The organism is Mesorhizobium sp. M0174, from assembly GCF_040322275.1.
Taxonomy (GTDB): domain Bacteria; phylum Pseudomonadota; class Alphaproteobacteria; order Rhizobiales; family Rhizobiaceae; genus Mesorhizobium.
Genome location: NZ_JAMYTB010000005.1, coordinates 1 through 25,349, shown reverse-complemented (window position 1 = coordinate 25,349; position 25,349 = coordinate 1). Strand labels below are relative to the sequence as shown.

The following is a 25,349-nucleotide window of genomic DNA, read 5'->3' as shown; positions in this document are numbered from 1 at the left end:
TCCGCAAAAAAGCATTGAAATCATGCGTTTTTGAGACCGGGCATGATCGACAATCCGCTTCACATCCCTGTCATGTCGGGCTTACAGTATCCGCGTCGACCGGTTCTAGGGTGAAGGAGGTCAACGACGTGACGGTTGCCGTATCTCCGGATGGGCTTCCAGCGCTGGTGCTGAATGCGGATTACCGTCCGCTCAGCTATTACCCCTTGTCGCTCTGGTCCTGGCAGGATGCCATCAAGGCGGTGTTCCTCGAGAGGGTGAACATCGTCGCCGAATACGAACACGCCGTCTCGTCGCCGACCTTTTCGATGAAGCTGCCGAGCGTCGTCAGCCTGAAGGCTTACGTGAAGCCGTCGAGGCATCCGGCGTTTACCCGTTTCAACGTCTTCCTGCGCGACCGTTTCCAGTGCCAATATTGCGGTACGCCGGACGATCTGACGTTCGACCATGTCATTCCGCGCCATCGCGGCGGCGCCACGACCTGGGAGAATGTCGTCGCTGCCTGTTCCCCCTGCAATCTGAGGAAGGGCGGCATGATGCCGGCCCACGCCAAGATGTGGCCGCTGCAGAAGCCCTACCAGCCGACGGTGCATGATTTGCATAATAACGGCCGGCTGTTCCCACCCAACCATCTGCACCAAAGCTGGATGGATTATCTTTACTGGGATGTCGAACTCGAACCATAGAGTTCGGCAGAAATCCGCCATGCCGGTCGCCTGACGCAGCTTTCTACGCTTCCGGCCTTCGCCGGCCGAAGCATTCATGAGCGGTCGTGGCGTGGTAGTTAAGGCTACGGCCGGCGTAGGCCGGTGCTCACGTAGTTTAGCACGCTCCGCTCCGGTTCTCGAAAGCTACGTCATGCACTCCGGCCTGACGAATTTCTGAACGAATTCTGCGTTGTGCCACTCAGTCGCGGGCGAAGGCGCCGCGGAACGCGACGGCGGCGAGGACAAAGCTGGCGATGGCATTCCAGCCCGCCAGCGACAGGCCGAGGATGCGGAGCGCCGCCTTGTCGCAGGAAGGCGGGACAAATTTGTCGAGCGCGTCGAGCACGCCCTTGCCGCCGGTGTCCACCGGCCCTGCGGCTGCGGTGCAATCGGTCGGGCCTGGCCACCACGCCCATTCGACGCCGGAGTGATAAACGCCGAGATAGACGCCGTAGAGCATCAGCAGGCCGCCAATGGCCAGCAGGCCACGGCTTACCCAGGCTGGTGCCCGAAGCGCCGACGCAAGCACCGCCAGCAGCATCAAGGGCACGCCGACGTAGTAAGGCGTGCGCTGCTCGAGGCAGAGCTTGCAGGGGATGTAGCCGCCAACATACTGGAAGGCCAGCGCCGAGCCGACCGTGGCGGCCATGGCGACGGCGAGAAACAGGGCGGTGCGCAGCCGCTGGCGTCCGGTATCGGCATTCACGGTCGCTGTCATCGGGCTCAGTCCGTTCGGTTCGATGCCGTTCAGACGGCGTATTTGACGACGATATAGAGCAAAATCAGGGCAGCGGCGGCGGCGCCCGCAATCTGGCCAAGGCGCTTTTCGATGAAGTGGCGGATCGGCTCGCCATAGCGGCGCAACAGCCACGCGAGAAACAGGAAGCGAGCACCGCGCGCCACGATTGCCAGCACGATGAACAGCAGCAAAGGAACACCGATGACGCCCGACAGGATCGTCACTACCTTGATCGGCGGCAGATGGGCGAGGCCGGAGGTGACCAGCATCAGGATGATGAAGCCGACACCCGATGAGACGCGCATCGCTTCGAACTCGTCATATTTGCCATAAAATTCGAGGATCGGCCGCGCCACCGCATCATAGGCATAATGGCCGATGAACCAGCCGGCGATGCCGCCGAGCACCGAGGCGACGGTGGCGACCAGCGCGTAACGATAGGCGCGATCCGGCCGCGACAGCGCCATCGGCAGATAGAGGACGTCGGCCGGCACCAGGAACACCGAACTCTCGACGAAGGCGATGAAGGCCAGCCACCATTCGGCGGATTTGCTCGCCGCCAGAGACAAGGTCCAGTCGTAAAGTCCGCGAAGCATCGGCACTCCTAATGCACGCCCAAACCAGAACCGGTCTTGGGATCACGACATGTACAAACAAGACTTGGAAGCGCCCCGCATCACCCTCGTCGGACAAGGTGCGCTTCAATGACATGCGCCGCCTGTCTAGAAAGATTTTCCGCGCTGCACAATGGCAGCTGCTTCACGAAATCGAAAGGCTGAGGCTTGAGCGAGCCCAGATGTCGGGATTTGGCCAGTTGACGAACAGGCCTCCAACCGTATAGTCCGCGCCATCCAGGCCGTCCGGCCTGAGCCCCTATGGCGGAATTGGTAGACGCGCTCGACTCAAAATCGAGTTCCGCAAGGAGTGCTGGTTCGATCCCGGCTAGGGGCACCATTTCCTAAATCCCCACGCTATTTCGTATTAAACCCAATGGCGTGGCTGGGATTGTCCTCCGATGCGCTCGACGGCGGCCGATGATCGCATCTTGCTGCTGCCGCAAGCTGCTCAACCGGGCGTTCCTCACCACACGCAATCTGACGTGCCGCGGTCTCGGTCATTGCGAGGGATGCGCCGCCAACGTCCGCGGTCAGCACCGGTATAGCCGAACCGGACAGTCCACCAAGGCCGGCGACGAGAAACGCGAAAAGACGCCGCCGCATACTCGATCGCTGTCCGACGGACGTGTTTCCTCCCGCGAACTATCCACCAGACCCGAGCCCCGGATGCAACCTGGAGAAGTGAGCTATGCGGTAACGTTGTGGCACAACGCGAAACGGCTTCGTCTGGATCGTGCTGCGGCCTCGCCCCGCCGCCACGCCTAGAGCGGTTCATCGTTTCACGGAAAGGCCGAACCGCTCTATCCCTTTGTTTCTGCACAATTCCGGACGGAAAACCGTTCTACAACTTTCCTGGAATTGCTCTAGCGGAGGACCGCCACGACGTCGCCGACGTCGGCCTGTTTGCCATTGCCGGCGCGACGCAATTGCACCTCGACCGGCTTGCCGTCGGATTGGTCGCAATAGACGATGGGTCCGGGCCGCACCCATTTGTCGCCCCACTCGGTCAGCGCGATAATGACCGTTTTGAATTCCAGCCCCTTCCGGGTCAGGACGTATTCGGCCTGCTCGCCGGGGGCACCCGGGCGACGGTCCATCAGGCCGGCCTCGACGAAATCCTCGAGGCGCTTGGCCAGGATGTTGGTGGCGATCCCCAGGCTCTTCTGGAATTGCGAAAAGCGCGTGCAGCCGCCGAATATCGCGTCGCGCAGGATCAACAGGCTCCAGCGCTCGCCGACCAGTTCCAGGGCGCGTGAGGCCGAGCAGTTTTGTTTTTCATAGAGACGACCAAGCATGGTGTGAACATACCCTATTGACTTGCATCATGCAAGTATGCATTGTGCTTGCATGATGCAAGCGACAGAGGTCGAGAGAGCGTCGCTCCACTTCATCGCCCGAGATTTCGGGTGTCCATCAACCAATCAGATCCAGACAGGAGATATGCTATGAAAAAGAAAGAAGATTACACGACGTCATTCGTCGTTAAGCAAAGCCCCGAAGAGGTTTTTGCCGCGATTGTCAATCCGCGAGCCTGGTGGTCGGAAGATATAGATGGCGATACCAACAAGCTCGGTGCGATATTCTACTATCATTTCAAGGATATCCACCGCGGCACATTCAAGGTCACGGAGCTTGTGCCTGGCAAGAAGGTCGTCTGGCACGTCGCTCAGAACTACTTCAACTTCGTCAAGGATGCGACCGAGTGGACCGGCACGGACGTGGTCTTCGAGATCGCGCCGACTGATAAGGGGACCGAACTGCGTTTCACCCATGTCGGGCTGAAGCCGAGTGAAGAATGCTACGATGTCTGCCATGACTCGTGGCGCTTCTATGTCGCGAGTCTCCGCGACCTGATTTCGACGGGCAAGGGGCAACCCAACAAGGGCGAAGAGAACGCCAACCCAACGGTTGTGCCGCAAAACGAGGACCTCGGCGCCGTCGAGCGCAAGGCGGCAGGCGATGGCGCCGGGATGATCGTCATGACGACGGCAGCGGCGAAGCCCGGCATCGAAAGCAAGGTGCGGAATGCCCTGCGGGACGTGGCGGGGGCGGCCCGCAAGCAAAGCGGGTGCATCGACTATAGCGTCTTTCGCTCGGAGGCAGAGCCCCATGTTACCATCTGCGTCGAGCGCTGGGCATCGAAGCAGGAGCGCGACGCTTTTCTACGCTCGGCGGACGCTAAGAATTTCGTTTCGGCCATAACCGGCGCCTTCCTGGAGCGGCCTTCGCCGATCTCCTACACGACGTTGGAAGTCGGGTCCTAGTTGCAAGGGTTCGCCCGGCGATAGCGCCGGCTGCCCTGGAGCAATGCAACGGGGGAGACGGCGTCCAAGCGTGGAACAGAAAACCATAGCCTACTTGCATGATGCAAGAACGAATGGCTTGCATTCATGCAAGAGGAGGCGAGATCGTCGTGCCGAAATCGATGGAAGTCACAAACAAAGCCGTTCTCGTGACCGGGGCCAACCGCGGCCTCGGCAAGGCGCTGGTCGAGGAAATATTGAGACGGGGTGCGAACCGGGTCTATGCCGGCGCGCGCAAACCGCTCGCCCACGCGGATCGGCGCGTCACGCCGCTGATCCTGGACGTGACCGATGCGGTGCAGATTGGGGCGGCTGTCGAGCGGATCGGGTCTCTCGATATCCTCATCAACAACGCCGGCATCGGGCTCTACGACGATCTTGGCGATCGTGCTGCGCTTGAGCGACACCTCGCCGTCAACCTGCTCGGCGTGCATGGCGTAACCCACGCATTCCTGCCGCTGCTCACGCATTCGCGCGGCGCCGTGGTCAACATCCTGTCGGAAGCGGCTCTCGTTCCCTTCCCGATTATTCCGTCTTACTCACTGTCGAAGGCCGCCGCGTTTTCCATGACGCAATCGGTACGTGCTCTCGCCGGCGCTCGTGGCGTGAGCGTTCATGCAGTCCTGTCCGGTCCCATAGACACCGACATGAGCAGAGACGCCGATATACCGAAGAGCTCCGCGGAGAGCGTCGCGAAAGGCATCCTGGACGGCATGGCGCGAGGGGAAGAGGAAATCTTCCCTGATCCAAAATCGGCATCCATGGCCGAGAGCTGGCGCGGAAGCGCGTTCAAAGCGCTCGAACGCCAAATGGCGGCTTTCGTCCAAGCCATGCCCACCAAGCCATAGGCGACCGCCGCCATCGATAGGCTGCCAGCATTTGCAATTCAGCGCCCCACAGTGGAGCGGAACGTCATGCTGTTGAACGCAACTTCCCCGGTTTTCACCAGCGGATCACGATGACTTTGTCGGTCCCGTTGGCGAGTTCGACAGCTTCGGTGCCATCCGGTTTGCGGCTTTGGATTCTGGCGCTCTCGACAGCTTCAACGCCAACAATGTTGACTGCAAAGGCTTCATCGATTTCGGCGGCACAGACCAAGGTGTCCGGCGGCAGGTCCTTTACTTGATCCAACAACTCGCGAAGCTTCATGGTCGAATCTCCTTGGCGATAGCAGGAATGAGCAGCACGCTTTCGCCGCACATTCGGAACCATGTCCCTTGAGAAAGGTTCCCGATGAGGTGGAGATGCCGCAGAATGGGACGAGCGCGGCGATCCGCCCGTCGCGATGATGTGAACGCGCCGTGCGAAGCATCTGTCTCAAATCCCTGTCCCTAATGCTGGCGGTGCAATTCCTTGTTGATCATGCCGCCCATCGCTAGACCGACCGTCATCACCACAAAAGTCGCCGCGATAGATCGCTTCGGCAGCACCGTCTCCCAACCTGGCGTCAACCGCTTCGGCACGAAGCCATAATCTGTTGCCGCGGCAATGGCCGCTGCCGCCAACGCATCGCGAAATATCAGAAGCGACGGACGCGGCGGCCTCGAGGCGAGCCATAGTTCGAAAAGGAATGCCCAGAAGATGGAGGAAGCGTGATGCGTGCCATAGCCGACGAGCGTGTGCGCCACGTCACCCCGCCGCACCGACGCGGCCTGTTCGCCGTAGAGCCAGTGGCTGGTCGCATTCGTGGGCTGCAGGGCGCCTTTGCCTTCCCGCCTTGCAAGCAGGGCCAGCGCAGCTGTCGTGGCGAAGCTGACGATCGTACCCGAAACGGCTGCGGACAATCCTGTCTGGATCAGGCTTTTCACTTGGTCCTCCGTCGTTTCGCGGTCGGCTCCTTGGAACGCCTTTTGTCAACCCGCGGCAGGGTCGAGTCGTGATTGCCAAACGGCGAAACGAGTCCGAAGGTTCCGGGAACGGGCTTTTGGTTGGACGTTATCCCAGGAGCGTCCTCCGGGATAACGCCTTTGAGGTCCGGCTGCCTTTCCTGGCAAGCTCGGATCGCAGCCAGGCCGCTATTACATCGGCCCCGGCACCATCTTGGTTGGCTGCTCCGGCATCGGAAACGGATAGTTGTCGCATTTCACGTCCGGGTTCGTCGGGCTGAACATTCCGAGCGGGTTGTCCTTGAACAGCCAGGCGTGAAGGTCGTAGTGGTGGAACTCCTTCGGGATGAGCGGGTAATGCCCCTCCATCGGCCCCTGGAATGTCTGGCCGAAGAGCTTCGGCGGCTCCTTTGTGTCCGGCGTCAAGGGCACGAGCCATTCCGCGCCGACCAGGCGCAATTCGCCGCCGACCGGCTCATAGATCAGCACATTGGGGCGCGTCGGATCCGCGGTCGGGCCGACAGTCGTGACGTTGACGAAATGGATGCCCATCGCGCCCTTCGGGTAGTCCATCGCCCCCTCTACCTTTTCGCCGCTGTAGAAGACGCATCCTACCGTCGATAGATAAAGCTCGCGAATGGCAACCTTGTAGTCTTCATACCTGGACAGCGATTTACGCAGGGCATCGATCTCGGCTTTGTCGGGTTCGGCCGCCCGAGGAGTGGCGGCGTTCAGACACGCGCCAACGAGACCTGCCAAGGTGAGGATACCGACACGCCTGAAGTGAGTTGTTTTCATCATGCATTCCTCCCAGATTTTTTTCTTCTGGCCGTGCAGGACCGAGGCGGCAGTGATGCTGGACGCGCGGCCGTAATTGATCGCCTCATCCCGGTTGGGACTGCGTCGATGCTAATCCTTTCCGCTGATCGGGAGAATTAACCCTGACGACCTAGGCCCGAGAGAGCCGACGGTGCGGAGACGGACGGCCGGGCCGGGTCCCGCTTTGGACCCCATGCACTAGCGCCGGCGCAGCAGGCTCCTCATCCGGTTGCGCAGCAGGCGCGCCATGTTGCGGGTCTCGCGATAGAGGTGAAGCTGCGACGCGGCCTGGCGGGCGGGGCGGTCGGCATCCGGCGTCAGCCCGATCACCAGCGTGCCCATCGGCCTGTGTTCGCTCCACAGCCGGCTCATCACCGGATGGTCGGGCACCGCGCAGGAATCGGTCATCATGATGTTGGGGTCGTCGAGATGCTGTCTGGTCACCTCGATCATCAGCAGCGTGCCCGGCGAATAGGCGGCGAGCGTCTCGTCATAGGCGGTCTTCCAGGTGTAGGCGACGCCGGCCTCGACGAAGACGATCAGGCAGGCGACGGTGCGGCCGTCGAGCGTCAGCGAATGGATGCGGCAGAGATCCTGCTCGGCCAGCCGGTGCACCGCTTCGCGGGCGAAGGCGGCGCGGTAGCGGTCGATGGCCATGGCGGTGCGCTCGCGGCCTTTCCAGCCGGCAGCCTCCAGCGTCAGGAAATTTTCGATGGCGTGGCGGATCTCGTCAGGCCCGCGCGCCACGACATGCTGCAGCCGGCCGAGGTCGGCGAGGCGGCGCTTCAGGCGGCGGAACTCGCGATAATGGTGGGCGCGCAGCGAAGCTTTCAGATATTCCTCGCCATCGAGCGCGCTTTCGAGCACCGGGCGCTCGGCCTTGCCGGTGGTGACCAGCGTCAGGCCGCGCGTTTCGGCGACGCTGGCGAGCAGGCTCGCCACCGGGCCATCCAGCCTTACGTCGGGCAGCACGAAGACCTTCGGCAGCTTGAGATGCGGCCTGGACAGCATCGAAAAGAAATCCTCGATGACGCCGATCGGATCGTCGCGGTCGACCAACGGCGTGCCGATCGGGCCGAACGGGCTCGACCAGGTGCGCATGACGGGAACGCCGAGCGGCATCACCGGTCGCTCGACCGAGAACGGCACCAGCAGGCGCAGCCGGTTGCGATACTGGTCACCGTCGCGGATGACGGCCAGCCGCACCTCGCGGTCCTCGAGCCTGGGCATGGCCGGCGCCAGGAAGCGCGGATTGAAGAAGACGTTGGGCTCGATCGTGCGGGTACAGAGATAGTCGAGCTCCTCGACCAGGTCGAAGCCGGCGGAGGCCGGATAGATGGCAAGCTTGCGCTCGGGCCGGTTGTTGGCGAGGATCTCGACATGGGCGGGATCGGCTTCGCGGGCAAGCCCGGCAAGGCCGGACACCATGGCGCCGGCCGGGCCGCCGCTGGTTTCCTCGAGCAAGGGGACGGCAGCCATCAGGCGGCTCCTTTGGCGGGCACGAAAATGACCATGACGATGCCAAGCTTGCGCCAGACCGTGAAGGACAGCGCGCTGGCCTCGAAGATCATGGCGAAGACGGTGGCCATCGCCGCGCCCCACAGGCCGAAGAGCGGGATCAGCACGACGCTAAGCGCGATGTTGAAGGCCAGCGTCATGGCGTAGACGGCGGCGCAGATATTCTGGTTGCCGCTCATGGTGAGCAGGCTTTCGCAAGGGCCGACGGCGGCCCGCGCGACGACGCCGAGCACCAGCAGGAACAGCAGCGGATAGCCGGCGGAAAATTCCGGGCCGAACAGGGTCAGCATCGGCTCGCCCAGGGCCAGCACGAGCAGCGCCATCGCCAGCGACGGCCAGAAGGTCCACGACACGGTTTCGCGGGCGAAGGCGGCGAGCTTTTGCGGCTCGCCATGGGTGAACTGCGCATAGCGCTGGGCGACGCCGGCCTTGACCGCGAAATAGACGAAATGCACCAGCGCCAGCGTCTTGACGGTGGCGAAATAGACGGCGACGTCGTTGGGATCGAGATAGGCGCCGACCATCAGCACGTCGGCATTGGTGAGCAGGAAGAAGAAGCTCTCGACCAGGAAGATCGGCAGCGAGACGATGAACCATTGGCCGAAATGCAGCTTCATCGGCCCGGCCGGAATTCTTTTGTCGATGCGCGAGGTGACGCCGACGAGCTGACCGAGCGTGGTGGCGTAGGTGGCGGCGATGGCGGCGAAGATCGCCGTTCTGGCATCGGGCGCGTAGCCCGCCAGCAGCATCAGCGCCATGAACGCCAGGATCAGCAGCGGCCGCACCAGAAAGGTCGGCGACAGCGCAAACAGCGCCCAGGAATTGGCCCGCGCCAGCCCTTGCAGAAGGTCGGACATGGCGATCATCGGCAGGCAGATGATGCCGAGGATGAACGGCACGACATAGTAGTTTTCGATATAGGCCGACAGCAGCCAGACGCCGAGCGCGCCGAGGCCGGCGATCAGCGTCGAGGCAACCAGCACGAACAGCCGGCTGGCCCGCACGATGCCGCGCAGTTCGGCCATCATGCCGCGCTCGCGATATTCGGGAATGAAGCGGATGATCGAGGTGTGGAAGCCGAGGCAGGCGAGATTGCCGACGATGACCATCGTCACCCACACGAGCACGAAAATGCCGTATTCGAACGAGCCCATCCAGCGCGCCATCAAAACCTGGCTGACGAAGGCGATGACGGCGCTGACGATGCGGACCGAAAAGGCGATCAGCGACATGCGGCCGGCCTCGCCGCGCGCGCCGGCGCTGAACAGCACGGCATCGATCAGGCCAAGCAGCGGCCTGATGCGCAGCGCAAGGCGCTGCGGCAGGAACCGCCCGGCTGTCGTCGCCGCGGAAAAGCGCACCCCGATCACACTCCGTTTTCCGCCAATTTACAGGGGCTGGGTGTAGCGGAGACACATTAAGAAACGGTTGGGTGGGCTTTCCTTCGCCCGTCTCTATGCGGGGAGAAGGTGCCGGCAGGCGGATGAGGGGCGGCGCTGGCTGCTTCATATTCATCATTCGCGCAACCCTTCAACCTGCTCGGGAGTGTCTCAGTTTGAAATCCGCGGAAACGCCTATCCCGTTTGCCCCATATGCGAAACGCCTATATGCTGAGCGGAACGCACGGCAGCAACAATGGTCTACACTGTCATCTGGTATGGAAGGCAGGGCATCGTCGACAAGGTGATCTTCGACGACGAGAAGACCGCGAAAGATCATGCAACCTCCATGTTTCAAACCCGAAAGGGTGACGATGGAATCGTGTCCGTTGAAGTTCGTAAGGACAACGGCGCTGTCGTCTTTAGCCATGCCGAGAACTAGGAATGCCAACCGGACCTAAAGGCCAGAAGCGTCCTGCCGACGTGATCGGCAATGCCGTCCACGTCATGCGTATTGCTACAGGCGAGGAATCCGATGACGTGGTTGACGACGGTAAAGACCTGCCGCGAAAGCGCTGGGCGCGAAAGGCGGCCCGAAGCGGACCGAGAATATGACGCCAGAGCGTCGCCCTAAAATCGCCAAAAAGGCTGAGCGCCCCCTCTGGCCTGCCGGCCATCTCCCGCTCAGGTGCGGAGATTGGCTAATTGCCAACGCCTCCGCTGCCCCTCATCCGCCCTTTGGGCACCTTCTCCCCGCGAACGGGGCGAAGCAAAGCAGCGCCTTACGCAAACGCCCCGTGGCAATGCTTGTACTTCTTGCCTGACCCGCAGGGGCAGGCTTCGTTGCGGCCGATCTTGCCCCAGGTGGCCGGGTTCTTCGGGTCGCGGTTTTCGGGGGCGACGATGGCGTTGGTCTCCTGGCGGACCAGGACGGCCGTGTCGCCGCCTTCGAAATCGTCCTCGCCGGTCGAGCCGTCGATATGGCTGCCGAACATGTCGGGCGCCTCTGGCGGCGGCGCTTCCGCCGCCTGGCGGACCAGCTCGACGCGCATCAGCTGCGCCGTTACCGCCTGGCGCAGATTGCCCAGCATCGCCTGGAACAGCTCGAACGCCTCGCTCTTGTACTCCTGCAGCGGATCCCGCTGCGCATAGCCGCGGAAGCCGACGACCGAGCGCAGATGGTCGAGATTGACGATGTGCTCGCGCCACAGGTGGTCGAGCGTCTGCAGCACCACGGAGCGCTCGACATACGTCATCACGTCGGGGCCGAAGCGCTCGGCGCGCTCCTTGGCGGCGGCGTCGGCGGCCTGGCTGATGCGCTCGCGGATGTCGTCTTCGGCAATGCCTTCTTCCTTGACCCAGTCTTCTACCGGCAGGTCGAGGTTGAGGAATTCGGCGATCTCGGCCTTGAGCCCGGCGACGTTCCACTGCTCGGCATAGGCGTTTTCGGGAATGTTCTTGGCGACGATCTCCTCGATGACGCCTTCGCGCATCTCGGTGATGGTCTCGGATAGGCCTTCGCCGTCCATCAATTCGAGGCGCTGCTCGAACACCACCTTGCGTTGGTCGTTGGAGACGTCGTCATATTTCAACAGGTTCTTGCGGATGTCGAAGTTGCGCGCCTCGACCTTCTTTTGCGCCTTTTCCAGCGCCTTGTTGATCCATGGATGGATGATCGCCTCGTCTTCCTTGAGGCCGAGCTTCTGCAGCATGCCGTCCATGCGCTCGGAACCGAAGATGCGCATCAGATCGTCCTGCAGCGACAGGAAGAACTTTGACCGCCCGGGATCGCCCTGACGGCCTGAGCGGCCGCGCAACTGGTTGTCGATGCGGCGCGATTCATGGCGTTCGGTGGCAAGCACATAGAGGCCGCCGGCGGCGAGCGCCTTTTCCTTCAGCCGGGCGATGTCGTCGCGGATTTCTTTTTCCCGGGCCTCGCGCTCGGGGCCGGCTGGCATGTCGCCAAGCTCCTCGGCGATGCGCATGTCGGCATTGCCGCCGAGCTGGATGTCGGTGCCGCGGCCGGCCATGTTAGTGGCGATGGTGATGGCGCCGGGTTTGCCGGCCTGGGCGACGATCGCCGCCTCGCGCTCGTGGTGGCGGGCGTTCAGCACCTCGAAATCCTTGAAACCCTCCTTGCGCAGGCGCTCGGCCAGTTGCTCGGATTTCTCGATGGAAGTCGTGCCGACCAGCGTCGGCTGACCCTTGGCGCGGGCTTCCTTGATCTCCTTGACGATCGCCTTGTATTTCTCCTCGACCGTCCGGTAGACCTCGTCGTCTTCGTCGATGCGGATGACCGGCAGGTTGGTCGGGATCTCGGTGACGTCGAGATTGTAGATGTTGGCGAATTCTTCGGCCTCGGTCAGCGCCGTGCCGGTCATGCCGGCGAGCTTCTTGTAGAGGCGGAAATAGTTCTGGAAGGTGACCGAGGCGAGCGTCTGGTTCTCCGGCTGGATCGCCACATGCTCCTTGGCTTCGAGCGCCTGGTGCAGGCCCTCCGAATAGCGGCGGCCGGGCATCATGCGGCCGGTGAACTCGTCGATGATGACGATCTCGCCGTTGCGGACAATATAGTCCTTGTCCTTCTGGAACAGCCGGTGCGCCTTCAGCGCGTTGTTGACGTGGTGAACGATGGCGACGTTCTCGACGTCATAGAGCGACTCGCCCTTGAGCAGGCCAGCATCGCGCAGCATGTTCTCCAGCTTCTCGGTGCCTTCCTCGGTGAAGATCGAGGTCTTCTGCTTCTCGTCGATCTCGTAGTCCTGCGGTTGCAGCTGGACGATGAAGGTATCGATGGTGTTGTACATTTCCGAACGGTCCTCGAGCGGACCGGAAATGATCAGCGGCGTGCGGGCTTCGTCGACCAGGATCGAATCGACCTCGTCGACAATGGCGTAGCTATGGCCGCGCTGCACCATCTGGGCGCGCTCGTATTTCATGTTGTCGCGCAGATAGTCGAAGCCGAGCTCGTTGTTGGTGGCGTAGGTGACGTCGGCGGCGTAGGCGACCCGGCGCTCCTCGTCGGACAGGCCATGGACGATGACGCCGACCTTAAGGCCGAGGAATTTGTAGACGCGGCCCATCCATTCGGAGTCGCGCGTGGCCAGATAATCGTTGACGGTGACGACATGGACGCCATTGCCGGCGAGCGCGTTGAGATAGACCGGCAGCGTCGCCACCAGCGTCTTGCCTTCACCGGTCCGCATCTCGGCAATACCGCCATTGTGCAGCACCATGCCGCCGATCAGCTGCACGTCGAACGGGCGCATGCCGAGCACGCGGCGGGCGGCCTCGCGCACGGTAGCGAAGGCCGGCACCAGAAGGTCGTCGAGGCTGGCGCCGTTGGCGATGTCCTGGCGGAATTTGTCGGTGCGGGCCTGAAGCTCGGCGTCGGAGAGCGCCCGCATCTCGTTTTCCATGGCATTGATCGCCTCGACGCGGGGCCGGGTCGATTTGACCCGACGATCGTTGGAGGAGCCGAAAACCTTACGGGCGAGACCGCCGAGACTGACCATCCAATGGCCCTTTCGATAGCATTCCAAGTCGTTGCGACAGGCGCCGGCTGGCCCCATCAAATCCACGTGAACGCGGACAAACGCAAAAAGCGCCCGGAAAACGGTTCTGGACGCAAAGTCGTTGGACAGATAAGAGGGGGCTCATTCGATGTCAACGCCGCGCTCGCCCTGTCGACCGCGCCAAATTCCGCCACAATCCTGCTGGTCTGGAAGCCATTCCGCTCTAGCTACCCCGCTTTGGAGATAATCGTAATGTCCTTGTTGTTCCGCCGTGCGTCGCTCGCCAGCCTTGGTCTGGCATTCGGCCTCTCGGCCCTCTCGCTGTCGCCGCTGATGGCACAGGAAGCCGCCCCTGCCCAGCCGGCAGCACCCGCCCCGGCGGCCAAGCCGGTCGATCCGAACGCCGTGGTCGCCACCGTCAACGGCCAGACGCTGACCGAGGCAGACCTTGGGCTTGCCGAGGGCGAGCTGTCGCAGCAGTTCGCGCAGCTTCCGCCCGAGCAGCGCCGCGCGGCGGCACTGTCGGCGGCGATTGAAATCCGCGTCATGGCGGCTCAGGCGGTGACCACCGGCCTCGACAAGGATCCCGACTTCCAGCGCCGCATGGCCTTCCTGCAGCAGCGCGCGCTGCATGGCGAAATGGTCGAGAAGGGCGTCATCGACAAGGTTACCGATGCCGAGGTCCGCGCCCGCTACGACCAGGAAATCGCCAACACGCCGCCCACCAACGAGGTGCACGCCCGTCACATCCTCGTGAAGACGAAGGAAGAGGCCGACGCCATCATCAAGCAGCTCGACGGCGGCGCCGACTTCCAGAAACTCGCCAACGAGCACACCAGCGATCCGAGCGGCAAGACCAGCGGCGGCGATCTCGGCTGGTTCGGACCTGGCCAGATGGTGCCGGAGTTCGACAAGGCGGCGTTTGCGCTGGCGGTCGGCAAATACACCGAGCAGCCGGTGCAGTCGCAGTTCGGCTGGCATGTCATCAAGGTTGAGGACAAGCGCACCAAGCAGCCGCCGGCGTTCGACCAGGTCAAGGACCAGGCGCGCCAGGCGGTCATCCGCGACAAGTATTTCGCGCTGGTCAAGTCGCTGCGTGCCAACGCCAAGGTCGACATCCCCGATGCGAACCTGAAGAAGACGGTCGACGCGTTGGAAAGCGCCAAATAAGCCAGATTGGGCTACGACAGGGCGCGCTGCCGCCCTGTCGCTTCTATTTGGTAGGGCGAGCGAGGATGCGTCGACGCCGCCGCCGGACCGCCGTGGCGTCGCCGGCATCCTCAGCGACGATGCCCTTCAAGATATAGCCGACCGCCCTGCGTAAGATCGCCTCGTCCTCGTCCAGGCGGTCTGTCAGAAGGTGCGCCCAGGCAAACGACGCGACGAGGTCGGCGACGACAGTGGCATCGACATCGGTTGCCACCTCTCCCCTTGCCTTGGCGCGTTCGACCATCTGGCCGGTGTGGATACGACGCCCTCTCGCGTATTCGGCAAGGGCGGCGGCGGCTTTTTCGTCCGACTGCGCCTCGGCGATCAGCGATCTGAACACGCTGCCCGACGATGTGTCGCGCCAGTGCGCGAACAAGCTCTTCAGGAAGCCGACGAGATCCTCCGCAAGGCTCCCGGTATCGGGATTGTCGACGCGCTTTTGCCGCTGGTAAACGTCGAGCAGCAAGGCGGCCTTGCTTGGCCACCAGCGATAGATCGTCGGTTTTCCGGCGCGTGCGCGGCGCGCCACCGCCTCGATCGAGAAGCCGGAATAGCCGGCTTCGACCAGCACCGCCTCGGCGGCATCGAGAATGGCATCGGCGCTTTCGGGGCTGCGCCGTGCGCCGGCTGACCTGCGTCCGGGATCGGTGATTTCGCCCATTTCTTTGTCCTTACCCCCGATTTCAGCAGCCATCATATACAACTCTTGACGAAACGGAACGATCCGTTTTATACGAAACGAAACGTTCCGTAACGATAAGAGAACAGCAATGACTTCGGCCGTCGCCACACGTTTTTCGCGCCTGCGCTTCGCCCTGCTGGTGCTGCTCGGCGTCTATCCGCTGATCACTGCCATTTTGTACGTGGTTTTTCTGCTGACACAGGAATGGCAGATCTGGCAGCGTACGCTGGTCATCGCGCCGCTGATGGTCTCGATCATGATCTGGGGACTGATTCCGGGCGTGCAGCGGATGTTTCGTGGCTTCCTCAACCCGACCGTCCGGTGACGGTCATTCCAGCGCTTGCGACGTTTCCGACGCAACGCGCCATTCGCCGTCGGCCAGAACGAGTTCCAGCGTCACCCGCGCCTTGCCGGTCAGGCGCTGCGCCGATTTGTTTTTCGGCACATAGTCGTAGTTCATGGCGAAAACCACGTCGGCACGATCCTTACCGTGCGGCGTCACCTCGAGGCTGCCGGGCTCGAGACCGAACGACCACGACGCCCATTGCGCGAACCAGTCGGTCTTGACCTTGACGATGGCCTCGCTGTCGTAACGCGTGCCGTAGATGGTGGCCGACGAACCGTAAAGCCGCTTGACGGTTTCGCGCATTCTCCTGGCATCAGGCGCCAGATAGTTTTCGCGCAAGAATTTTTCGATGGCACCCTCGTCGCCGACGGAGCGTTCGAGCGCAGCCACCTGCGACGCGGGAGCCGGGCTGACGGCCGGTTTCGGTTGCTGGGCAGTGTCTCCGCCCGGAACGAATTCGAAACGCTCGAGCAGCGACCCCTGCTCCCAGGGACGCTGCGACTCGCGCGTTGCGGAAACGACGTCGAGGCGCACCGCGATCATCATGTCGTTGATGCTTTGTCCGGGCTCGGCCATGTGCCGCAAAAGCGCCGCGGCGAAGGGCGAGTTGCGCCCCGTCCCGTCTATTGCCACAGCGCCGGGCGCCGTCGAGAAGGCGATGAAGGAGCCGCGTGTCGACTCGAACTGGGCAAGGCCGGCGAGAGCCGTCGCCGAGCGCGTCGTGGCGCCGCGGCTGAGACTTCGGGCAAACGGGTTGTTGCGGCAGGCATCGAGGAAGACCAGGCTGACCTTGGTCTGCTGCTCCATGATGTCGAGAACCTCGTCGATCGGCACCGCCTCGAGTTGCAGCTTGACCGGCATGTCCAACCGGGCGTCGACCGGCACGATGAAGTTGCGCCCGTCGACCTGCAGGCCGTGGCCGGCATAGTAGAACAGCCCGGCACCGGCACCTTGCAGCGCATCTGAGAATTCGCCGATCTTGCGCTCGAGCTCGCGCTTGCCGAGATCGTTGCCTTCGATCACCTCGAAACCGATGGTGCGCAGCTTGTCGGCGATGTCGAGCGCATCGTTGACCGGATTGGCCAGCGTGCCGGCTTCGGCGTAGCTGCCGTTGCCGACCACAAGCGCTACGCGCCGCGCCGTCTGCGCATCGGCGCGCAGCAGCAGAAAGCCCAGAAACGCCAGTGCCAAGACCACAAGCCTGCCCATGGGGCAGGATCATAGCGCTATCGATCGCAGCGATACCAACAAATTTGCAACAGCCTGCTTGCGGCATGAGGCGGTGTCAGGCTTCCGGTACCCATAACGGCTGTGAAAACGCCTTGCGCCGGCGCGTGCTATCGGGCAAACCGGCGTTCCTTTCTCGATTTTTCCCGCCCGGGGTCTTCCATGTCCGCACAGGTTTCGCCGCTCGCGCCGAAGAAATATCCCAAGATGCCGGTGATCGAGGGCGTGCGCATCGCCACCGCCGAGGCCGGCATAAAATACAAGAACCGCACCGACTTGCTGGCCATGGTGTTCGACGCCGGCACCACCGTCGGCGGCGTGTTCACCAGGTCGAAATGCCCGTCGGCGCCGGTCGATTTCTGCCGGCAGAACCTCGTGGCTGGCAAGGCACGCGTGCTGGTGGTCAATTCCGGCAATGCCAATGCCTTTACCGGCCAGAAGGGCCGCGCCTCGACGGCACTCACGGGCGAGGTGGCGGCGAAGGCGGCCGGCTGCACAGCGGGCGAGGTGTTCCTAGCCTCGACCGGCGTGATCGGCGAACCGCTCGACGCCGGAAAGTTCAGCCATCTGCTGGCCGGCCTAGTCAAGGACGGCAAGCCGGAATTGTGGACCGAAGCCGCCAAGGCGATCATGACCACCGACACCTATCCCAAACTGGCGACCGTGACGGTCCAGCTCGGCGATGCCGACGTCACCATCAACGGTATCGCAAAGGGTGCCGGCATGATCGCGCCCGATATGGCGACGATGCTTTCCTTCGTCGCCACCGACGCGCCGATCGCAGCACCCGTGCTGCAGGATCTCTTGTCGCGCGGCACGGCCAAGACCTTCAACGCGGTTACCGTCGACAGTGACACCTCGACCAGCGACACGCTGCTGATGTTCGCCACGGGTGCTGCCGCCAGGCGCGGCGCGCCGGCAATTTCCGACCCCAAGGATGCGCGCCTCGGCGCCTTCCGCCGTGCCCTCGGCAAGGTGCTGAAATCGCTGGCACTGCAGGTGGTGCGCGACGGCGAGGGCGCCCGCAAGCAGGTCGAGGTCACCGTCACCGGGGCCAAATCGGCCCGCTCGGCCAAGCGCATCGCGCTGTCGATCGCCAATTCGCCGCTGGTCAAGACGGCGGTCGCCGGCGAGGACGCCAATTGGGGCCGCGTCGTCATGGCCGTCGGCAAGGCCGGCGAGCCGGCCGACCGCGACCTTCTGTCGATCTGGTTCGGCGACAACCGCCTGGCCTATCAGGGCGAGCGCGACGCCGCCTATTCCGAGGAGGCGACTTCGGCGTATATGAAGCGCGACGAGATCCGCATCCGCGCCGATATCGGCATCGGCCGCGGCAAGGCGACGGTGTGGACCTGCGATCTCACCAAGGAATATGTCGCCATAAACGGCGATTATCGGAGCTGATGGCGTTGGCTTCCAGACATCCGGCAAGCGTGTTGGCGATCGTGCGCCGCTACGAGGCGGCCGGCTTCCGCGCCTGGCCGGCGGCCGCCGTCCATTATGACGGCACCTGGGTGGTTCGGCTGACGGCCGGCCACCCGGCCAAGCGGCTGAACTCGGTCAATCCGCTCGATCCGGGCGACATCCAGCACATTGCCGAGCGCATCGGTCGCGCCAGCCGCCGCTTCGACGCTTATGGCAGGCCGCTGACCTTTCGCATCTCACCGCTGTCGGGGCCTGATCTTTCAAAGTACCTCGACGGCGAAGGCTGGAGCACGTTCGCGGAGTCGCTGGTCATGCGGCTGCCGCTCGCCGACGCCGCGCTCGACGACGCCATGGACCAGATTCCGTTGAGGGACATCAGCCGTTTCATCGGCGCGGCGCTCAAGGTGAGCGGTTCTGATGTGTCGCTGCGGCCGGGCCTGTCGGAGATCATCGGCGCCATCCAGCCGGAGGCCGGGCTGTTTGCGCTGGAGGCCGGCAGCGAGCCGCTGGCGACGTTGATCTGCGTGCATGACGGCGACCTTGCCGGCCTGTTCGAGATTGCCACCGACAGGTCGGTGCGCAACCAGGGCCATGGCCGCCACCTCATCCGTTCGGCGTTGAAATGGGCGCGGCTGCGCGGGGCGCGGGAAGCCTGGCTGCAGGTCGAGGCGGACAACGCGCCGGCGCTGGCGCTTTATCGCTCGCTCGGATTCGACGAAGTCTATCGCTATCACTATCGCCGGCCACAAGGCGCATGAGCGGCTTGGATACGGTCGGCAAACGCCTGCTCCTGGTCGCCGCCTGCGCGCTGGTCGATGCCGACGGGCGCGTCCTCTTGGCGCAGCGGCCCGAAGGCAAGCAACTCGCCGGCCTGTGGGAGTTTCCGGGCGGCAAGGTCGAGCCCGGTGAGACGCCGGAACAATGCCTAATCCGCGAATTGTACGAGGAGATCGGCATCGAGACCGATATCCCTTGCCTGGCGCCGCTCACCTTCGCCAGCCATTCCTACGACGATTTTCACCTGCTGATGCCGCTGTTCGTCTGCCGTCGATTCCGCGGCATTGCCCAGCCGAAGGAAGGCCAGGTGCTGAAATGGGTGCGGCCGCGCCAGATGCGCGATTTTCCAATGCCGCCGGCCGACGCCCCGCTGATCCAGTTCCTCATCGATCTGCTCTAACGGCCGGCCTGCCGTAAACCGGCAACTCCTCAACGCGATATCGGCAGCATTAATGAAAGATTTATCTGGTCGTGAAAAATTGACGCAAAGCGGTTACGCCGATTCCACCGCTGGGGAGCGATTTGCATGAGCCTCGACAAGGACTGGGACTCGCCTTGGCCCGACCGCCTTCCTGGCGCGGCCAATGCCGGCATGGCAATATTGCGCATCGCCCTTTTGTTCGGCTCGGCCGCGGTGGCTCTGGCCTTGATCGCGACGCCCTACCTCGACAGCCGGACCCGCTCGCAGTTTGCCCGCGATGGGCTTGATACGATGAGCACCGGCTCGATCGGCCAGCGCGATAGCTATACGCTCCGCAAGAGCGTGCTGCAGCCGCTGCCCAGTTCGGTCTGCGTTATACGGGCCGATGGCAGAAGCAGCGGCGACTGCTGACTCCTCAACAACTATCTAGGATTCGGCTGTTTCCTAGAATGCGGCTGGTTCACCGCGCGTTAAGCCTGTCACGTTAACCTTTCTTAACGGGTCGGCGCTAGGTTCGGGCAAGAGGGATGGGCGCCCATGAAAATCTTGCTGCAACGATTTTTAGAAGACGAGAGGGGTGCGACGGTTATCGAATATGGTCTGATCGTTGCCGTGCTGTCGCTTGCCATTGTCGCTGGTGTCGGCCGGGCTGCCGATGCGATTCAGTGGCTGTTCAGCGACAACAGCAGCAGGCTTGCCAACGCTTTTGCGCAGTGACCCGCTTAGCTTTGATGGGATACGCTTAGCTTTTGCGCAAGGATACGCTCAGGGGCCGCCGGGGTTTTCCAGGATTGTCTTCAGCGATATTTTTGCGGAGCCCGGCTTCAGCGGCTTTTGCTGAGAGGCATCGGGCGCCCAGCCTGACATCCAGACCACCGAGAAACTCGCCCTGACGCGGCCATCGGCATCCGAAAACCGCTCCGCATAGATTTCGGCGGCGCGCGCGAACAGCGCTCGCGTGCCCGGCCGCCTGCTGCGGTCGACAAGCGCGCTGGTCTCACCCATGGCGCGCAGGTCGGCGACCAGGCCAAATAGCGAATCGTAGCGCACCGTGATCGTCTCGACGTCGGCAACCGGCAGTGCCAGGCCGGCGCGCTGCAGCAGCGCGCCGGCGTCGCGGACGTCGGTGAACGGGATCACACGCGGGCTGGCGCCGCCATAGAGCTCGGTCTCGGCGGCAAGCAGGCTTTCGCGCAGCTCGGAAAGCGTACCTGTGCCGGCGAAGGCACCGAGGAAAAGCCCGTCCGGCTTCAGCGCCCGGCGGATCTGCACCAGCATGCCGGGAATGTCGTTCATCGCCTGCAGCGACAGCAGCGAGACTGCGAGGTCGAGGCTTTCCGGTTCGAATGGCACGGTTTCCAACGGCGCTACTACTCCTGGCTGGCCAGCCAGGAAAGCGGCGTCGGCCTCGACGCGCACGTTTTCCGTCACCTTGCCGCTTTCGGCGAGCACCTCTGCTGCTGCCGGCGTCTGGCAAAACAATGAGGCCGCCTTGCCGAACCTGCGTTCGACGGCGCCGAGCCGGTCGGCCAGATCCTCGGCCGCCCGCCGCATGAGGAAATCCGCGCCGGCGATGGGACGGGTCAGTGCCCGGCGCTTGCGCGCCAGCCAGAGCGAGGTGTCGATTACAGGCTGCAATGGGCAGGTCCTTGTGCTTCGCTCTCTGATATAGTGATGCGGAGGACCAACCACGTGGCCGATCCCATGCCAGAGATCAAGCGTATTGCGATCAAGAGCATTGCCCGCAAGGCATTGGGCTGGCCGGCGCGCCTCTTGTTCCCGCCGGTCTGCGCCGGCTGCCGCCGCCATGTCTCGCAGCCCGGCGTGTTGTGCGGCGCCTGCTGGCCGAAACTCAGGCTGCTGGAACGGCCATGGTGCCCGGTGATGGGCACGCCGTTCACCCACAGTATGGGTGAGGGTTTCCTGTCGGCGGAGGCGATAGCCGACCCGCCGCCGTTCGAGCGCGCGCGGGCGGCGGTCGCCTATTCCGGCGTTGCCCGCCAGATGGTGCAAGGGCTGAAATACCAGGACCGCACCGATCTGGCGCCGTGGATGGCGCGCTGGATGCTTCGCGCCGGTGCCGAGCTCATCGCCGAGGCCGACGTGGTCGTGCCGGTGCCGCTGCACTGGCGGCGTTTCTTCCGACGGCAGTTCAACCAGTCCGCGGAACTGGCGCGGGCGGTGGCGCAGCTCGGGGAGCGGCCTTTCGCGCCATCAGGCATCAAGCGCGTCAAACTCACGCGCCAGCAAGTCGGGCTGGAGCGGCGGGAACGCGAGGAAAATGTTCGCGCCGCATTCAAAGTGCCGGATGAGGCGGAGATCGAAATCGCCGGCCGCCGGGTGCTGTTGATCGATGATGTCTACACCACCGGCGCCACCGTCCGCGCGGTCGCCAAGGCATTGAAGAAGGGCGGTGCCGGCGCGGTCGACGTACTGACCTTCGCGCGCGTGCTGCCGGGGGACTTTCGGGCCGACGAATCGGCGCCTATATAGCCTATATGACAGCAGAACGAGGCAGGATTGCTGACCGATGGTCGATGTGACGATCTACACGCGGATGATGTGCGGCTATTGCACCGCGGCCAAACGGCTGCTCGACAGGAAGGGCGTCGCCTATACCGAGCACGACGCCTCCTTCTCGCCGGAACTGCGCCAGGAAATGATTTCCCGGGCCCATGGCCGTTCCACCTTTCCGCAGATATTCATCGGCGACACGCATGTCGGCGGCTCTGACGATCTCCACGAATTGGAGGCGGAAGGACGGCTGGACGGATTGCTCGCCAACGGCTCGACCAGGTAAGGACATGACCATGGGTGCTTTCAAGACGGGGGGTGCTTTCAAGGCTGCGGCGATCCAGATGCGTTCGGGAACCAGTCCGGAGCGCAATGCGGTCGATCTGGAACGGCTGGTCCGCGAGGCGGCAGGTCTTGGCGCGTCCTATGTCCAGACGCCGGAAATGACCGGCGCGCTGATCCGCGACAGCCAAGCGCGGGCCGCTTCCTTCACATCCGAAGACAAGGACATCGTCGTCTCGACGTCGCGGAGGCTGGCCAAGGAGCTCGGCATCTTCCTGCATATCGGCTCGACCGCCATTCTGCGCGCCGACGGCAAGCTTGCCAACCGCGCCCTTCTGTTCGGGCCGGACGGTGCCACGATTGCCACCTACGACAAGATCCACATGTTCGATGTCGATCTCGACAATGGCGAGAGCTGGCGCGAATCCGCCGCCTATGAGCCTGGCACCGAGGCCGTCGTCGCCGAAATCAATGGCGTGAAGCTCGGCTTTGCCGTCTGCTACGATCTACGCTTTCCGCAGCTGTTCCGTGCCGAGGCGCTGGCCGGCGCCAATCTGCTTTCGGTGCCCGCCGCCTTCACCCGCCAGACCGGCGAAGCGCATTGGCATGTGCTGCTCAGGGCGCGCGCCATCGAGAACGGCGCCTATGTGGTTGCCGCGGCGCAAGGCGGCGTGCACGAGGACGGCCGCGAAACCTATGGCCATTCGCTGATCGTCGATCCCTGGGGCCGCATCGTCGCCGAGGCGGCGCATGACGAGCCGGCGGTGATTGTCGCCGAGATCGACCCGGTGCAGTCAGTCGCCGCGCGCAAGAAGATACCGAATCTCAAAAACGCACGCGATTTTGCCGTAAACGCCGGTTCGGCGGAGGCAATGCCGCTCAGGGGTGCCGCCTCTTGATCCGCTTTTCCCTGATCTGCGAACACGAGCACGAATTCGAGGCCTGGTTCCGCAGCAACGACGATTTCGACACACAGAAGAGGCGCGGTTTCATCGATTGCCCGGCCTGCGGCTCGCACAAGGTCGAGAAGGCGCTGATGGCGCCTGCCGTCTCGACCGGGCGCGGCCAGGAGAAGATCGCGCTGGCCATGGGCGAGGCACAAAAGCAGGCGCTGGCGCAGCTCAAGGCGCTTGCCGAGAAGGTGCGCGAGAACGCCGATTATGTTGGCGACAAATTTGCCGAGGAAGCGCGCAAGATCCATTTTGGCGAGAGCGATCCGCGCGGCATTTATGGCGAGGCGACGCTGGAGGAGGCCAAGAGCCTCGCCGAGGATGGCGTCGAATTCTTGCCTATTCCAAGTTTCCCCGACGACCGCAACTGATCGGTCAACTTGCTCCGGACATCAGGAGGCATCTCTGCGCGCCGTGAGGGGTCGGGGCGGCGCCGAGGGGCGGCGATGCCGCGACCCCTGCATAAGCGTCCGCAGTTTCAGGCCGAGCAGCAAGGATGGGCCTCGCGGGTAATCGTTTCGCTCTTTCCTTCATGCCCACTGCTCGACGGGCTTGCTTCCCTTGCCGGGCTTGCTTCCGCATAGGCTGCAAACTGGCGTTCAAGCGCCTTGACCGCGCTGCTGCGCCAGCCCTCCGCCACGGATTCCGACATGGGATCGGGGAAGATCTCCTCCTCGCCATTCTCCACGCCGTCCAGGATTGCCCGCGCAACAGTCTCCGGAGAGGCCTTCGCTATGTCCAGGCCCCGGGTCATGTCCGTGTCCACGGGGCCAGGAAGGACCCTGTGGACGCTGACACCCTGTCCGGCCAGGAGCGTGCGCAACGACTGCGACAGCGAGAACGAGGCCGCCTTGGAGATCGAGTAAGCCGGACTGAACGGCACGGCGGCAATCGAGGCCAGCGACAGAATGTTGACGATGGCTCCCCGCGACCGGGCCAGCAACGGCAGCAGAGCCTGGGTAACGTCGTACGAGCCGAAGAGGTTTACGGCGAGCTGTTGTTCGAGCACACGACGGTCGCTGAGGTCATCGAAGGGCGATACGCCGGCGTTGTTGATGAGGATATCGAGAGCATCGATCTTCTCGACGGCCTCCCGGATCTGCGCAACGTCGGTCACATCCATGGTCAGGGACGTCACACGCCGGTCCGGGTGGGCCATGGATTGGCGAGTTGCGGCATAGACGCGCTTTACGCCTCTGCTCAGGGCTTCCTCGACCAGTGCCCGACCGATGCCCCGATTGGCGCCAGTCACCAGGATGGCTGTACCTTCGATCTTCACTGCGTCTCTCCTAGTGCTTATCGTTGCGTTCGAGCCCAGTGCACAATCTAGCCGCGACTCAAGGTTGGCGCGCCGCAACTCAGGTTGGCTACAGTCGCCGTTGTCGATACGACTGGTTGGTGAGATGGACTTAGCGCCGGATGTCGAAGCCATGGGAGTGACAAGTGTGACGGGATTCCGATGGACTCGCTGATCACGGCCGCGGCGCATGCGCTTGCGGCGGGCGATCCGCTCGGCGCCTTGAAGCGGGTTGCGCTGCGCGACGATGCGCCGGCACTGGCGTTGCGCGGTATCGCAATGGCGCAGCTTGGCGACCTGGTTCGGGCGAAGGTTCTTCTAAAAAGGGCGGCACACGCATTCAGCCCGAGGGAGGCCGTGGCCCGCGCGAGGTGTATAGTCGCCGAGGCCGAGATCGCGCTCGTCTCGCGGGACCTCGCCTGGCCGGCCAAGACACTCGACGCCGCGCGGGCGACGCTTGAAAGGCATGGCGACCGCGTCAATGCCGCACATGCGCGCAACCTCGAAGTCCGGCGCTTGCTGCTGATCGGCCATCTCGACGAAGCCGAGCGCAGGCTGGACGGCTTCGATCCCTCGCCGCTGCCGCCGGCATCGCGGGCCGCCCACGAGCTGGCTGTCGCCGGCATCGCCATCCGCCGCTTGCGGACCGGTCCTGGGGGGGCCCCCGCCCGGGCGGGGGGGGGGGGGGGGGGGGGGCCGCGGCGGGGGGGGGGTGGGGGGGGGGGGGGGGGGGGGCGGGGGGGGGGGGGGGGGGGGGGGGGGGAGTCTGGGGGTGGTGGGGGGGGCGGCCCGCGCG

The 25,349-nt window shown here is 63.6% G+C and carries 28 protein-coding genes, 1 tRNA gene and 1 pseudogene; 17 read left to right on the top strand and 13 right to left on the bottom strand.

What is annotated here, in order from left to right; all coding sequences use genetic code 11:
- Positions 1-128: 128 nt before the first annotated feature.
- The gene (locus NKJ13_RS12130) at positions 129-686 is read left to right on the top strand and encodes an HNH endonuclease (RefSeq protein WP_254816681.1); all 558 of its coding nucleotides are present in this window, start codon (positions 129-131) and stop codon (positions 684-686) included.
- Positions 687-906: 220 nt separating this feature from the next.
- Here NKJ13_RS12130 and NKJ13_RS12125 read toward each other — a convergent pair whose 3' ends face one another.
- On the bottom strand, positions 907-1,425 hold the full coding sequence (locus NKJ13_RS12125) for a disulfide bond formation protein B (RefSeq protein ID WP_352777800.1): 519 nt from the start codon (positions 1,423-1,425) through the stop codon (positions 907-909).
- A 29-nt stretch (positions 1,426-1,454) separates the two neighbouring features.
- Positions 1,455-2,042 carry a YqaA family protein gene (locus tag NKJ13_RS12120; protein WP_023677958.1) on the bottom strand — a complete coding sequence of 196 codons (588 nt, stop codon included), beginning with the start codon at positions 2,040-2,042 and terminating at the stop codon, positions 1,455-1,457.
- Between the two features lie 273 nt (positions 2,043-2,315).
- Here NKJ13_RS12120 and NKJ13_RS12115 point away from each other — a divergent pair.
- Positions 2,316-2,400: transfer RNA gene (locus NKJ13_RS12115), tRNA-Leu, on the top strand.
- 526 nt (positions 2,401-2,926) lie between these two features.
- Here NKJ13_RS12115 and NKJ13_RS12110 read toward each other — a convergent pair.
- Entirely contained in the window at positions 2,927-3,358 is a 432-nt protein-coding gene (locus tag NKJ13_RS12110) for a winged helix-turn-helix transcriptional regulator (RefSeq protein WP_352777798.1), read from the bottom strand.
- Between the two features lie 150 nt (positions 3,359-3,508).
- Between NKJ13_RS12110 and NKJ13_RS12105 the strand changes: the two genes are divergently transcribed.
- Positions 3,509-4,327: an antibiotic biosynthesis monooxygenase gene (locus NKJ13_RS12105; RefSeq protein WP_352777796.1), complete on the top strand. Its 819-nt coding sequence runs from the start codon at positions 3,509-3,511 to the stop codon at positions 4,325-4,327.
- Positions 4,328-4,440: 113 nt separating this feature from the next.
- Positions 4,441-5,214 carry an SDR family NAD(P)-dependent oxidoreductase gene (locus NKJ13_RS12100; RefSeq protein WP_352777795.1) on the top strand — a complete coding sequence of 258 codons (774 nt, stop codon included), beginning with the start codon at positions 4,441-4,443 and terminating at the stop codon, positions 5,212-5,214.
- Between the two features lie 94 nt (positions 5,215-5,308).
- On the opposite strand, the gene NKJ13_RS12095 is transcribed toward NKJ13_RS12100, so the two are convergent.
- From NKJ13_RS12095 to NKJ13_RS12075, 5 genes are all read right to left on the bottom strand, one after another.
- The gene (locus tag NKJ13_RS12095) at positions 5,309-5,515 is read right to left on the bottom strand and encodes a sugar phosphorylase (RefSeq protein ID WP_352505129.1); all 207 of its coding nucleotides are present in this window, start codon (positions 5,513-5,515) and stop codon (positions 5,309-5,311) included.
- Positions 5,516-5,697: 182 nt separating this feature from the next.
- Positions 5,698-6,174, bottom strand: a complete 477-nt coding sequence (locus NKJ13_RS12090; RefSeq protein WP_352505130.1) for a hypothetical protein — start codon at positions 6,172-6,174, stop codon at positions 5,698-5,700.
- Positions 6,175-6,384: 210 nt separating this feature from the next.
- Positions 6,385-6,993: a hypothetical protein gene (locus tag NKJ13_RS12085; protein ID WP_352505131.1), complete on the bottom strand. Its 609-nt coding sequence runs from the start codon at positions 6,991-6,993 to the stop codon at positions 6,385-6,387.
- 216 nt (positions 6,994-7,209) lie between these two features.
- A complete protein-coding gene (locus tag NKJ13_RS12080) occupies positions 7,210-8,490 on the bottom strand; it encodes a GNAT family N-acetyltransferase (protein WP_352777792.1) in 1,281 nt (426 codons plus the stop codon).
- Positions 8,490-9,890 carry a lipopolysaccharide biosynthesis protein gene (locus NKJ13_RS12075; RefSeq protein WP_352691049.1) on the bottom strand — a complete coding sequence of 467 codons (1,401 nt, stop codon included), beginning with the start codon at positions 9,888-9,890 and terminating at the stop codon, positions 8,490-8,492. The genes NKJ13_RS12080 and NKJ13_RS12075 overlap by 1 nt, the downstream gene beginning before the upstream one ends.
- A gap of 274 nt (positions 9,891-10,164) precedes the next feature.
- Here NKJ13_RS12075 and NKJ13_RS12070 point away from each other — a divergent pair, with 274 nt between their 5' ends.
- Positions 10,165-10,350 carry a hypothetical protein gene (locus NKJ13_RS12070; RefSeq protein ID WP_031194557.1) on the top strand — a complete coding sequence of 62 codons (186 nt, stop codon included), beginning with the start codon at positions 10,165-10,167 and terminating at the stop codon, positions 10,348-10,350.
- Positions 10,351-10,690: 340 nt separating this feature from the next.
- On the opposite strand, the gene secA is transcribed toward NKJ13_RS12070, so the two are convergent.
- A complete protein-coding gene (secA, locus tag NKJ13_RS12065) occupies positions 10,691-13,423 on the bottom strand; it encodes a preprotein translocase subunit SecA (protein ID WP_352691017.1) in 2,733 nt (910 codons plus the stop codon).
- Positions 13,424-13,675: 252 nt separating this feature from the next.
- On the opposite strand from secA, the gene NKJ13_RS12060 reads away from it, so the two are divergent.
- Positions 13,676-14,593 (top strand): peptidylprolyl isomerase, encoded by a 918-nt coding sequence (locus NKJ13_RS12060; RefSeq protein ID WP_352691016.1) that lies wholly within the window; start codon positions 13,676-13,678, stop codon positions 14,591-14,593.
- 43 nt (positions 14,594-14,636) lie between these two features.
- On the opposite strand, the gene NKJ13_RS12055 is transcribed toward NKJ13_RS12060, so the two are convergent.
- Positions 14,637-15,293 carry a TetR/AcrR family transcriptional regulator gene (locus NKJ13_RS12055; RefSeq protein ID WP_352737899.1) on the bottom strand — a complete coding sequence of 219 codons (657 nt, stop codon included), beginning with the start codon at positions 15,291-15,293 and terminating at the stop codon, positions 14,637-14,639.
- A gap of 109 nt (positions 15,294-15,402) precedes the next feature.
- Here NKJ13_RS12055 and NKJ13_RS12050 point away from each other — a divergent pair, with 109 nt between their 5' ends.
- Entirely contained in the window at positions 15,403-15,639 is a 237-nt protein-coding gene (locus NKJ13_RS12050) for a putative antibiotic biosynthesis monooxygenase (protein WP_352737898.1), read from the top strand.
- Positions 15,640-15,642: 3 nt separating this feature from the next.
- Here the strand turns inward: NKJ13_RS12050 and NKJ13_RS12045 are convergent, their stop codons facing one another.
- Positions 15,643-16,869 (bottom strand): caspase family protein, encoded by a 1,227-nt coding sequence (locus NKJ13_RS12045; protein ID WP_352737897.1) that lies wholly within the window; start codon positions 16,867-16,869, stop codon positions 15,643-15,645.
- A gap of 180 nt (positions 16,870-17,049) precedes the next feature.
- On the opposite strand from NKJ13_RS12045, the gene argJ reads away from it, so the two are divergent.
- The 5 genes from argJ (at position 17,050) to NKJ13_RS12020 (ending at position 20,227) form a co-directional block, all read left to right on the top strand.
- Positions 17,050-18,291 carry a bifunctional glutamate N-acetyltransferase/amino-acid acetyltransferase ArgJ gene (gene argJ / locus NKJ13_RS12040; protein ID WP_352737896.1) on the top strand — a complete coding sequence of 414 codons (1,242 nt, stop codon included), beginning with the start codon at positions 17,050-17,052 and terminating at the stop codon, positions 18,289-18,291.
- Positions 18,291-19,070, top strand: a complete 780-nt coding sequence (locus NKJ13_RS12035; RefSeq protein WP_352737895.1) for a GNAT family N-acetyltransferase — start codon at positions 18,291-18,293, stop codon at positions 19,068-19,070. The genes argJ and NKJ13_RS12035 overlap by 1 nt, the downstream gene beginning before the upstream one ends.
- Positions 19,067-19,489, top strand: a complete 423-nt coding sequence (locus NKJ13_RS12030) for a (deoxy)nucleoside triphosphate pyrophosphohydrolase (RefSeq protein ID WP_352491816.1) — start codon at positions 19,067-19,069, stop codon at positions 19,487-19,489. The genes NKJ13_RS12035 and NKJ13_RS12030 overlap by 4 nt, the downstream gene beginning before the upstream one ends.
- A gap of 126 nt (positions 19,490-19,615) precedes the next feature.
- Positions 19,616-19,921, top strand: a complete 306-nt coding sequence (locus NKJ13_RS12025) for a hypothetical protein (RefSeq protein ID WP_352777790.1) — start codon at positions 19,616-19,618, stop codon at positions 19,919-19,921.
- A gap of 126 nt (positions 19,922-20,047) precedes the next feature.
- On the top strand, positions 20,048-20,227 hold the full coding sequence (locus NKJ13_RS12020) for a Flp family type IVb pilin (protein ID WP_352476309.1): 180 nt from the start codon (positions 20,048-20,050) through the stop codon (positions 20,225-20,227).
- A 48-nt stretch (positions 20,228-20,275) separates the two neighbouring features.
- On the opposite strand, the gene NKJ13_RS12015 is transcribed toward NKJ13_RS12020, so the two are convergent.
- Positions 20,276-21,148, bottom strand: a complete 873-nt coding sequence (locus NKJ13_RS12015; protein WP_352737894.1) for a methyltransferase domain-containing protein — start codon at positions 21,146-21,148, stop codon at positions 20,276-20,278.
- 54 nt (positions 21,149-21,202) lie between these two features.
- Between NKJ13_RS12015 and NKJ13_RS12010 the strand changes: the two genes are divergently transcribed.
- From NKJ13_RS12010 to NKJ13_RS11995, 4 genes are read left to right on the top strand one after another with little or no spacing between them, the layout of a single operon-like run.
- Positions 21,203-22,003 (top strand): ComF family protein, encoded by an 801-nt coding sequence (locus NKJ13_RS12010; protein WP_352777788.1) that lies wholly within the window; start codon positions 21,203-21,205, stop codon positions 22,001-22,003.
- A 37-nt stretch (positions 22,004-22,040) separates the two neighbouring features.
- Positions 22,041-22,310, top strand: a complete 270-nt coding sequence (gene grxC / locus NKJ13_RS12005) for a glutaredoxin 3 (RefSeq protein ID WP_254816699.1) — start codon at positions 22,041-22,043, stop codon at positions 22,308-22,310.
- A 10-nt stretch (positions 22,311-22,320) separates the two neighbouring features.
- Complete coding sequence (locus NKJ13_RS12000; protein ID WP_352649345.1) at positions 22,321-23,205, top strand: carbon-nitrogen hydrolase family protein; 885 nt, start codon at positions 22,321-22,323, stop codon at positions 23,203-23,205.
- Positions 23,202-23,627 (top strand): DUF1178 family protein, encoded by a 426-nt coding sequence (locus NKJ13_RS11995; protein WP_352691004.1) that lies wholly within the window; start codon positions 23,202-23,204, stop codon positions 23,625-23,627. Before NKJ13_RS12000 ends, NKJ13_RS11995 begins: the two co-directional genes overlap by 4 nt.
- A 107-nt stretch (positions 23,628-23,734) precedes the next feature.
- Here the strand turns inward: NKJ13_RS11995 and NKJ13_RS11990 are convergent, their stop codons facing one another.
- The gene (locus NKJ13_RS11990; protein WP_352737892.1) at positions 23,735-24,535 is read right to left on the bottom strand and encodes an SDR family NAD(P)-dependent oxidoreductase; all 801 of its coding nucleotides are present in this window, start codon (positions 24,533-24,535) and stop codon (positions 23,735-23,737) included.
- 180 nt (positions 24,536-24,715) lie between these two features.
- On the opposite strand from NKJ13_RS11990, the pseudogene NKJ13_RS11985 reads away from it, so the two are divergent.
- A pseudogene (locus NKJ13_RS11985) lies at positions 24,716-25,216 on the top strand (helix-turn-helix domain-containing protein); the annotation flags it as partial.
- Positions 25,217-25,349 lie beyond the last annotated feature (133 nt).

Excerpts from the sequence above, each read along its gene's own strand:
- NKJ13_RS12050 (WP_352737898.1), top strand. The coding sequence starts at position 15,403 with ATGACTTCGGCCGTCGCCACACGTTTTTCGCGCCTGCGCTTCGCCCTG.
- NKJ13_RS12085 (WP_352505131.1), bottom strand. The coding sequence starts at position 6,993 with ATGATGAAAACAACTCACTTCAGGCGTGTCGGTATCCTCACCTTGGCA.
- NKJ13_RS12060 (WP_352691016.1), top strand. The coding sequence starts at position 13,676 with ATGTCCTTGTTGTTCCGCCGTGCGTCGCTCGCCAGCCTTGGTCTGGCA.
- NKJ13_RS12095 (WP_352505129.1), bottom strand. The coding sequence starts at position 5,515 with ATGAAGCTTCGCGAGTTGTTGGATCAAGTAAAGGACCTGCCGCCGGAC.
- NKJ13_RS12000 (WP_352649345.1), top strand. The coding sequence starts at position 22,321 with ATGGGTGCTTTCAAGACGGGGGGTGCTTTCAAGGCTGCGGCGATCCAG.
- NKJ13_RS12100 (WP_352777795.1), top strand. The coding sequence starts at position 4,441 with ATGGCTTGCATTCATGCAAGAGGAGGCGAGATCGTCGTGCCGAAATCG.
- secA (WP_352691017.1), bottom strand. The coding sequence starts at position 13,423 with ATGGTCAGTCTCGGCGGTCTCGCCCGTAAGGTTTTCGGCTCCTCCAAC.
- NKJ13_RS12125 (WP_352777800.1), bottom strand. The coding sequence starts at position 1,425 with ATGACAGCGACCGTGAATGCCGATACCGGACGCCAGCGGCTGCGCACC.
- NKJ13_RS12080 (WP_352777792.1), bottom strand. The coding sequence starts at position 8,490 with ATGGCTGCCGTCCCCTTGCTCGAGGAAACCAGCGGCGGCCCGGCCGGC.
- NKJ13_RS12035 (WP_352737895.1), top strand. The coding sequence starts at position 18,291 with ATGGCGTTGGCTTCCAGACATCCGGCAAGCGTGTTGGCGATCGTGCGC.
- NKJ13_RS12045 (WP_352737897.1), bottom strand. The coding sequence starts at position 16,869 with ATGGGCAGGCTTGTGGTCTTGGCACTGGCGTTTCTGGGCTTTCTGCTG.
- NKJ13_RS12105 (WP_352777796.1), top strand. The coding sequence starts at position 3,509 with ATGAAAAAGAAAGAAGATTACACGACGTCATTCGTCGTTAAGCAAAGC.
- NKJ13_RS12030 (WP_352491816.1), top strand. The coding sequence starts at position 19,067 with ATGAGCGGCTTGGATACGGTCGGCAAACGCCTGCTCCTGGTCGCCGCC.
- NKJ13_RS12110 (WP_352777798.1), bottom strand. The coding sequence starts at position 3,358 with ATGCTTGGTCGTCTCTATGAAAAACAAAACTGCTCGGCCTCACGCGCC.
- grxC (WP_254816699.1), top strand. The coding sequence starts at position 22,041 with ATGGTCGATGTGACGATCTACACGCGGATGATGTGCGGCTATTGCACC.
- argJ (WP_352737896.1), top strand. The coding sequence starts at position 17,050 with ATGTCCGCACAGGTTTCGCCGCTCGCGCCGAAGAAATATCCCAAGATG.
- NKJ13_RS12120 (WP_023677958.1), bottom strand. The coding sequence starts at position 2,042 with ATGCTTCGCGGACTTTACGACTGGACCTTGTCTCTGGCGGCGAGCAAA.
- NKJ13_RS12055 (WP_352737899.1), bottom strand. The coding sequence starts at position 15,293 with ATGGGCGAAATCACCGATCCCGGACGCAGGTCAGCCGGCGCACGGCGC.
- NKJ13_RS12020 (WP_352476309.1), top strand. The coding sequence starts at position 20,048 with ATGAAAATCTTGCTGCAACGATTTTTAGAAGACGAGAGGGGTGCGACG.
- NKJ13_RS12070 (WP_031194557.1), top strand. The coding sequence starts at position 10,165 with ATGGTCTACACTGTCATCTGGTATGGAAGGCAGGGCATCGTCGACAAG.
- NKJ13_RS12025 (WP_352777790.1), top strand. The coding sequence starts at position 19,616 with ATGAGCCTCGACAAGGACTGGGACTCGCCTTGGCCCGACCGCCTTCCT.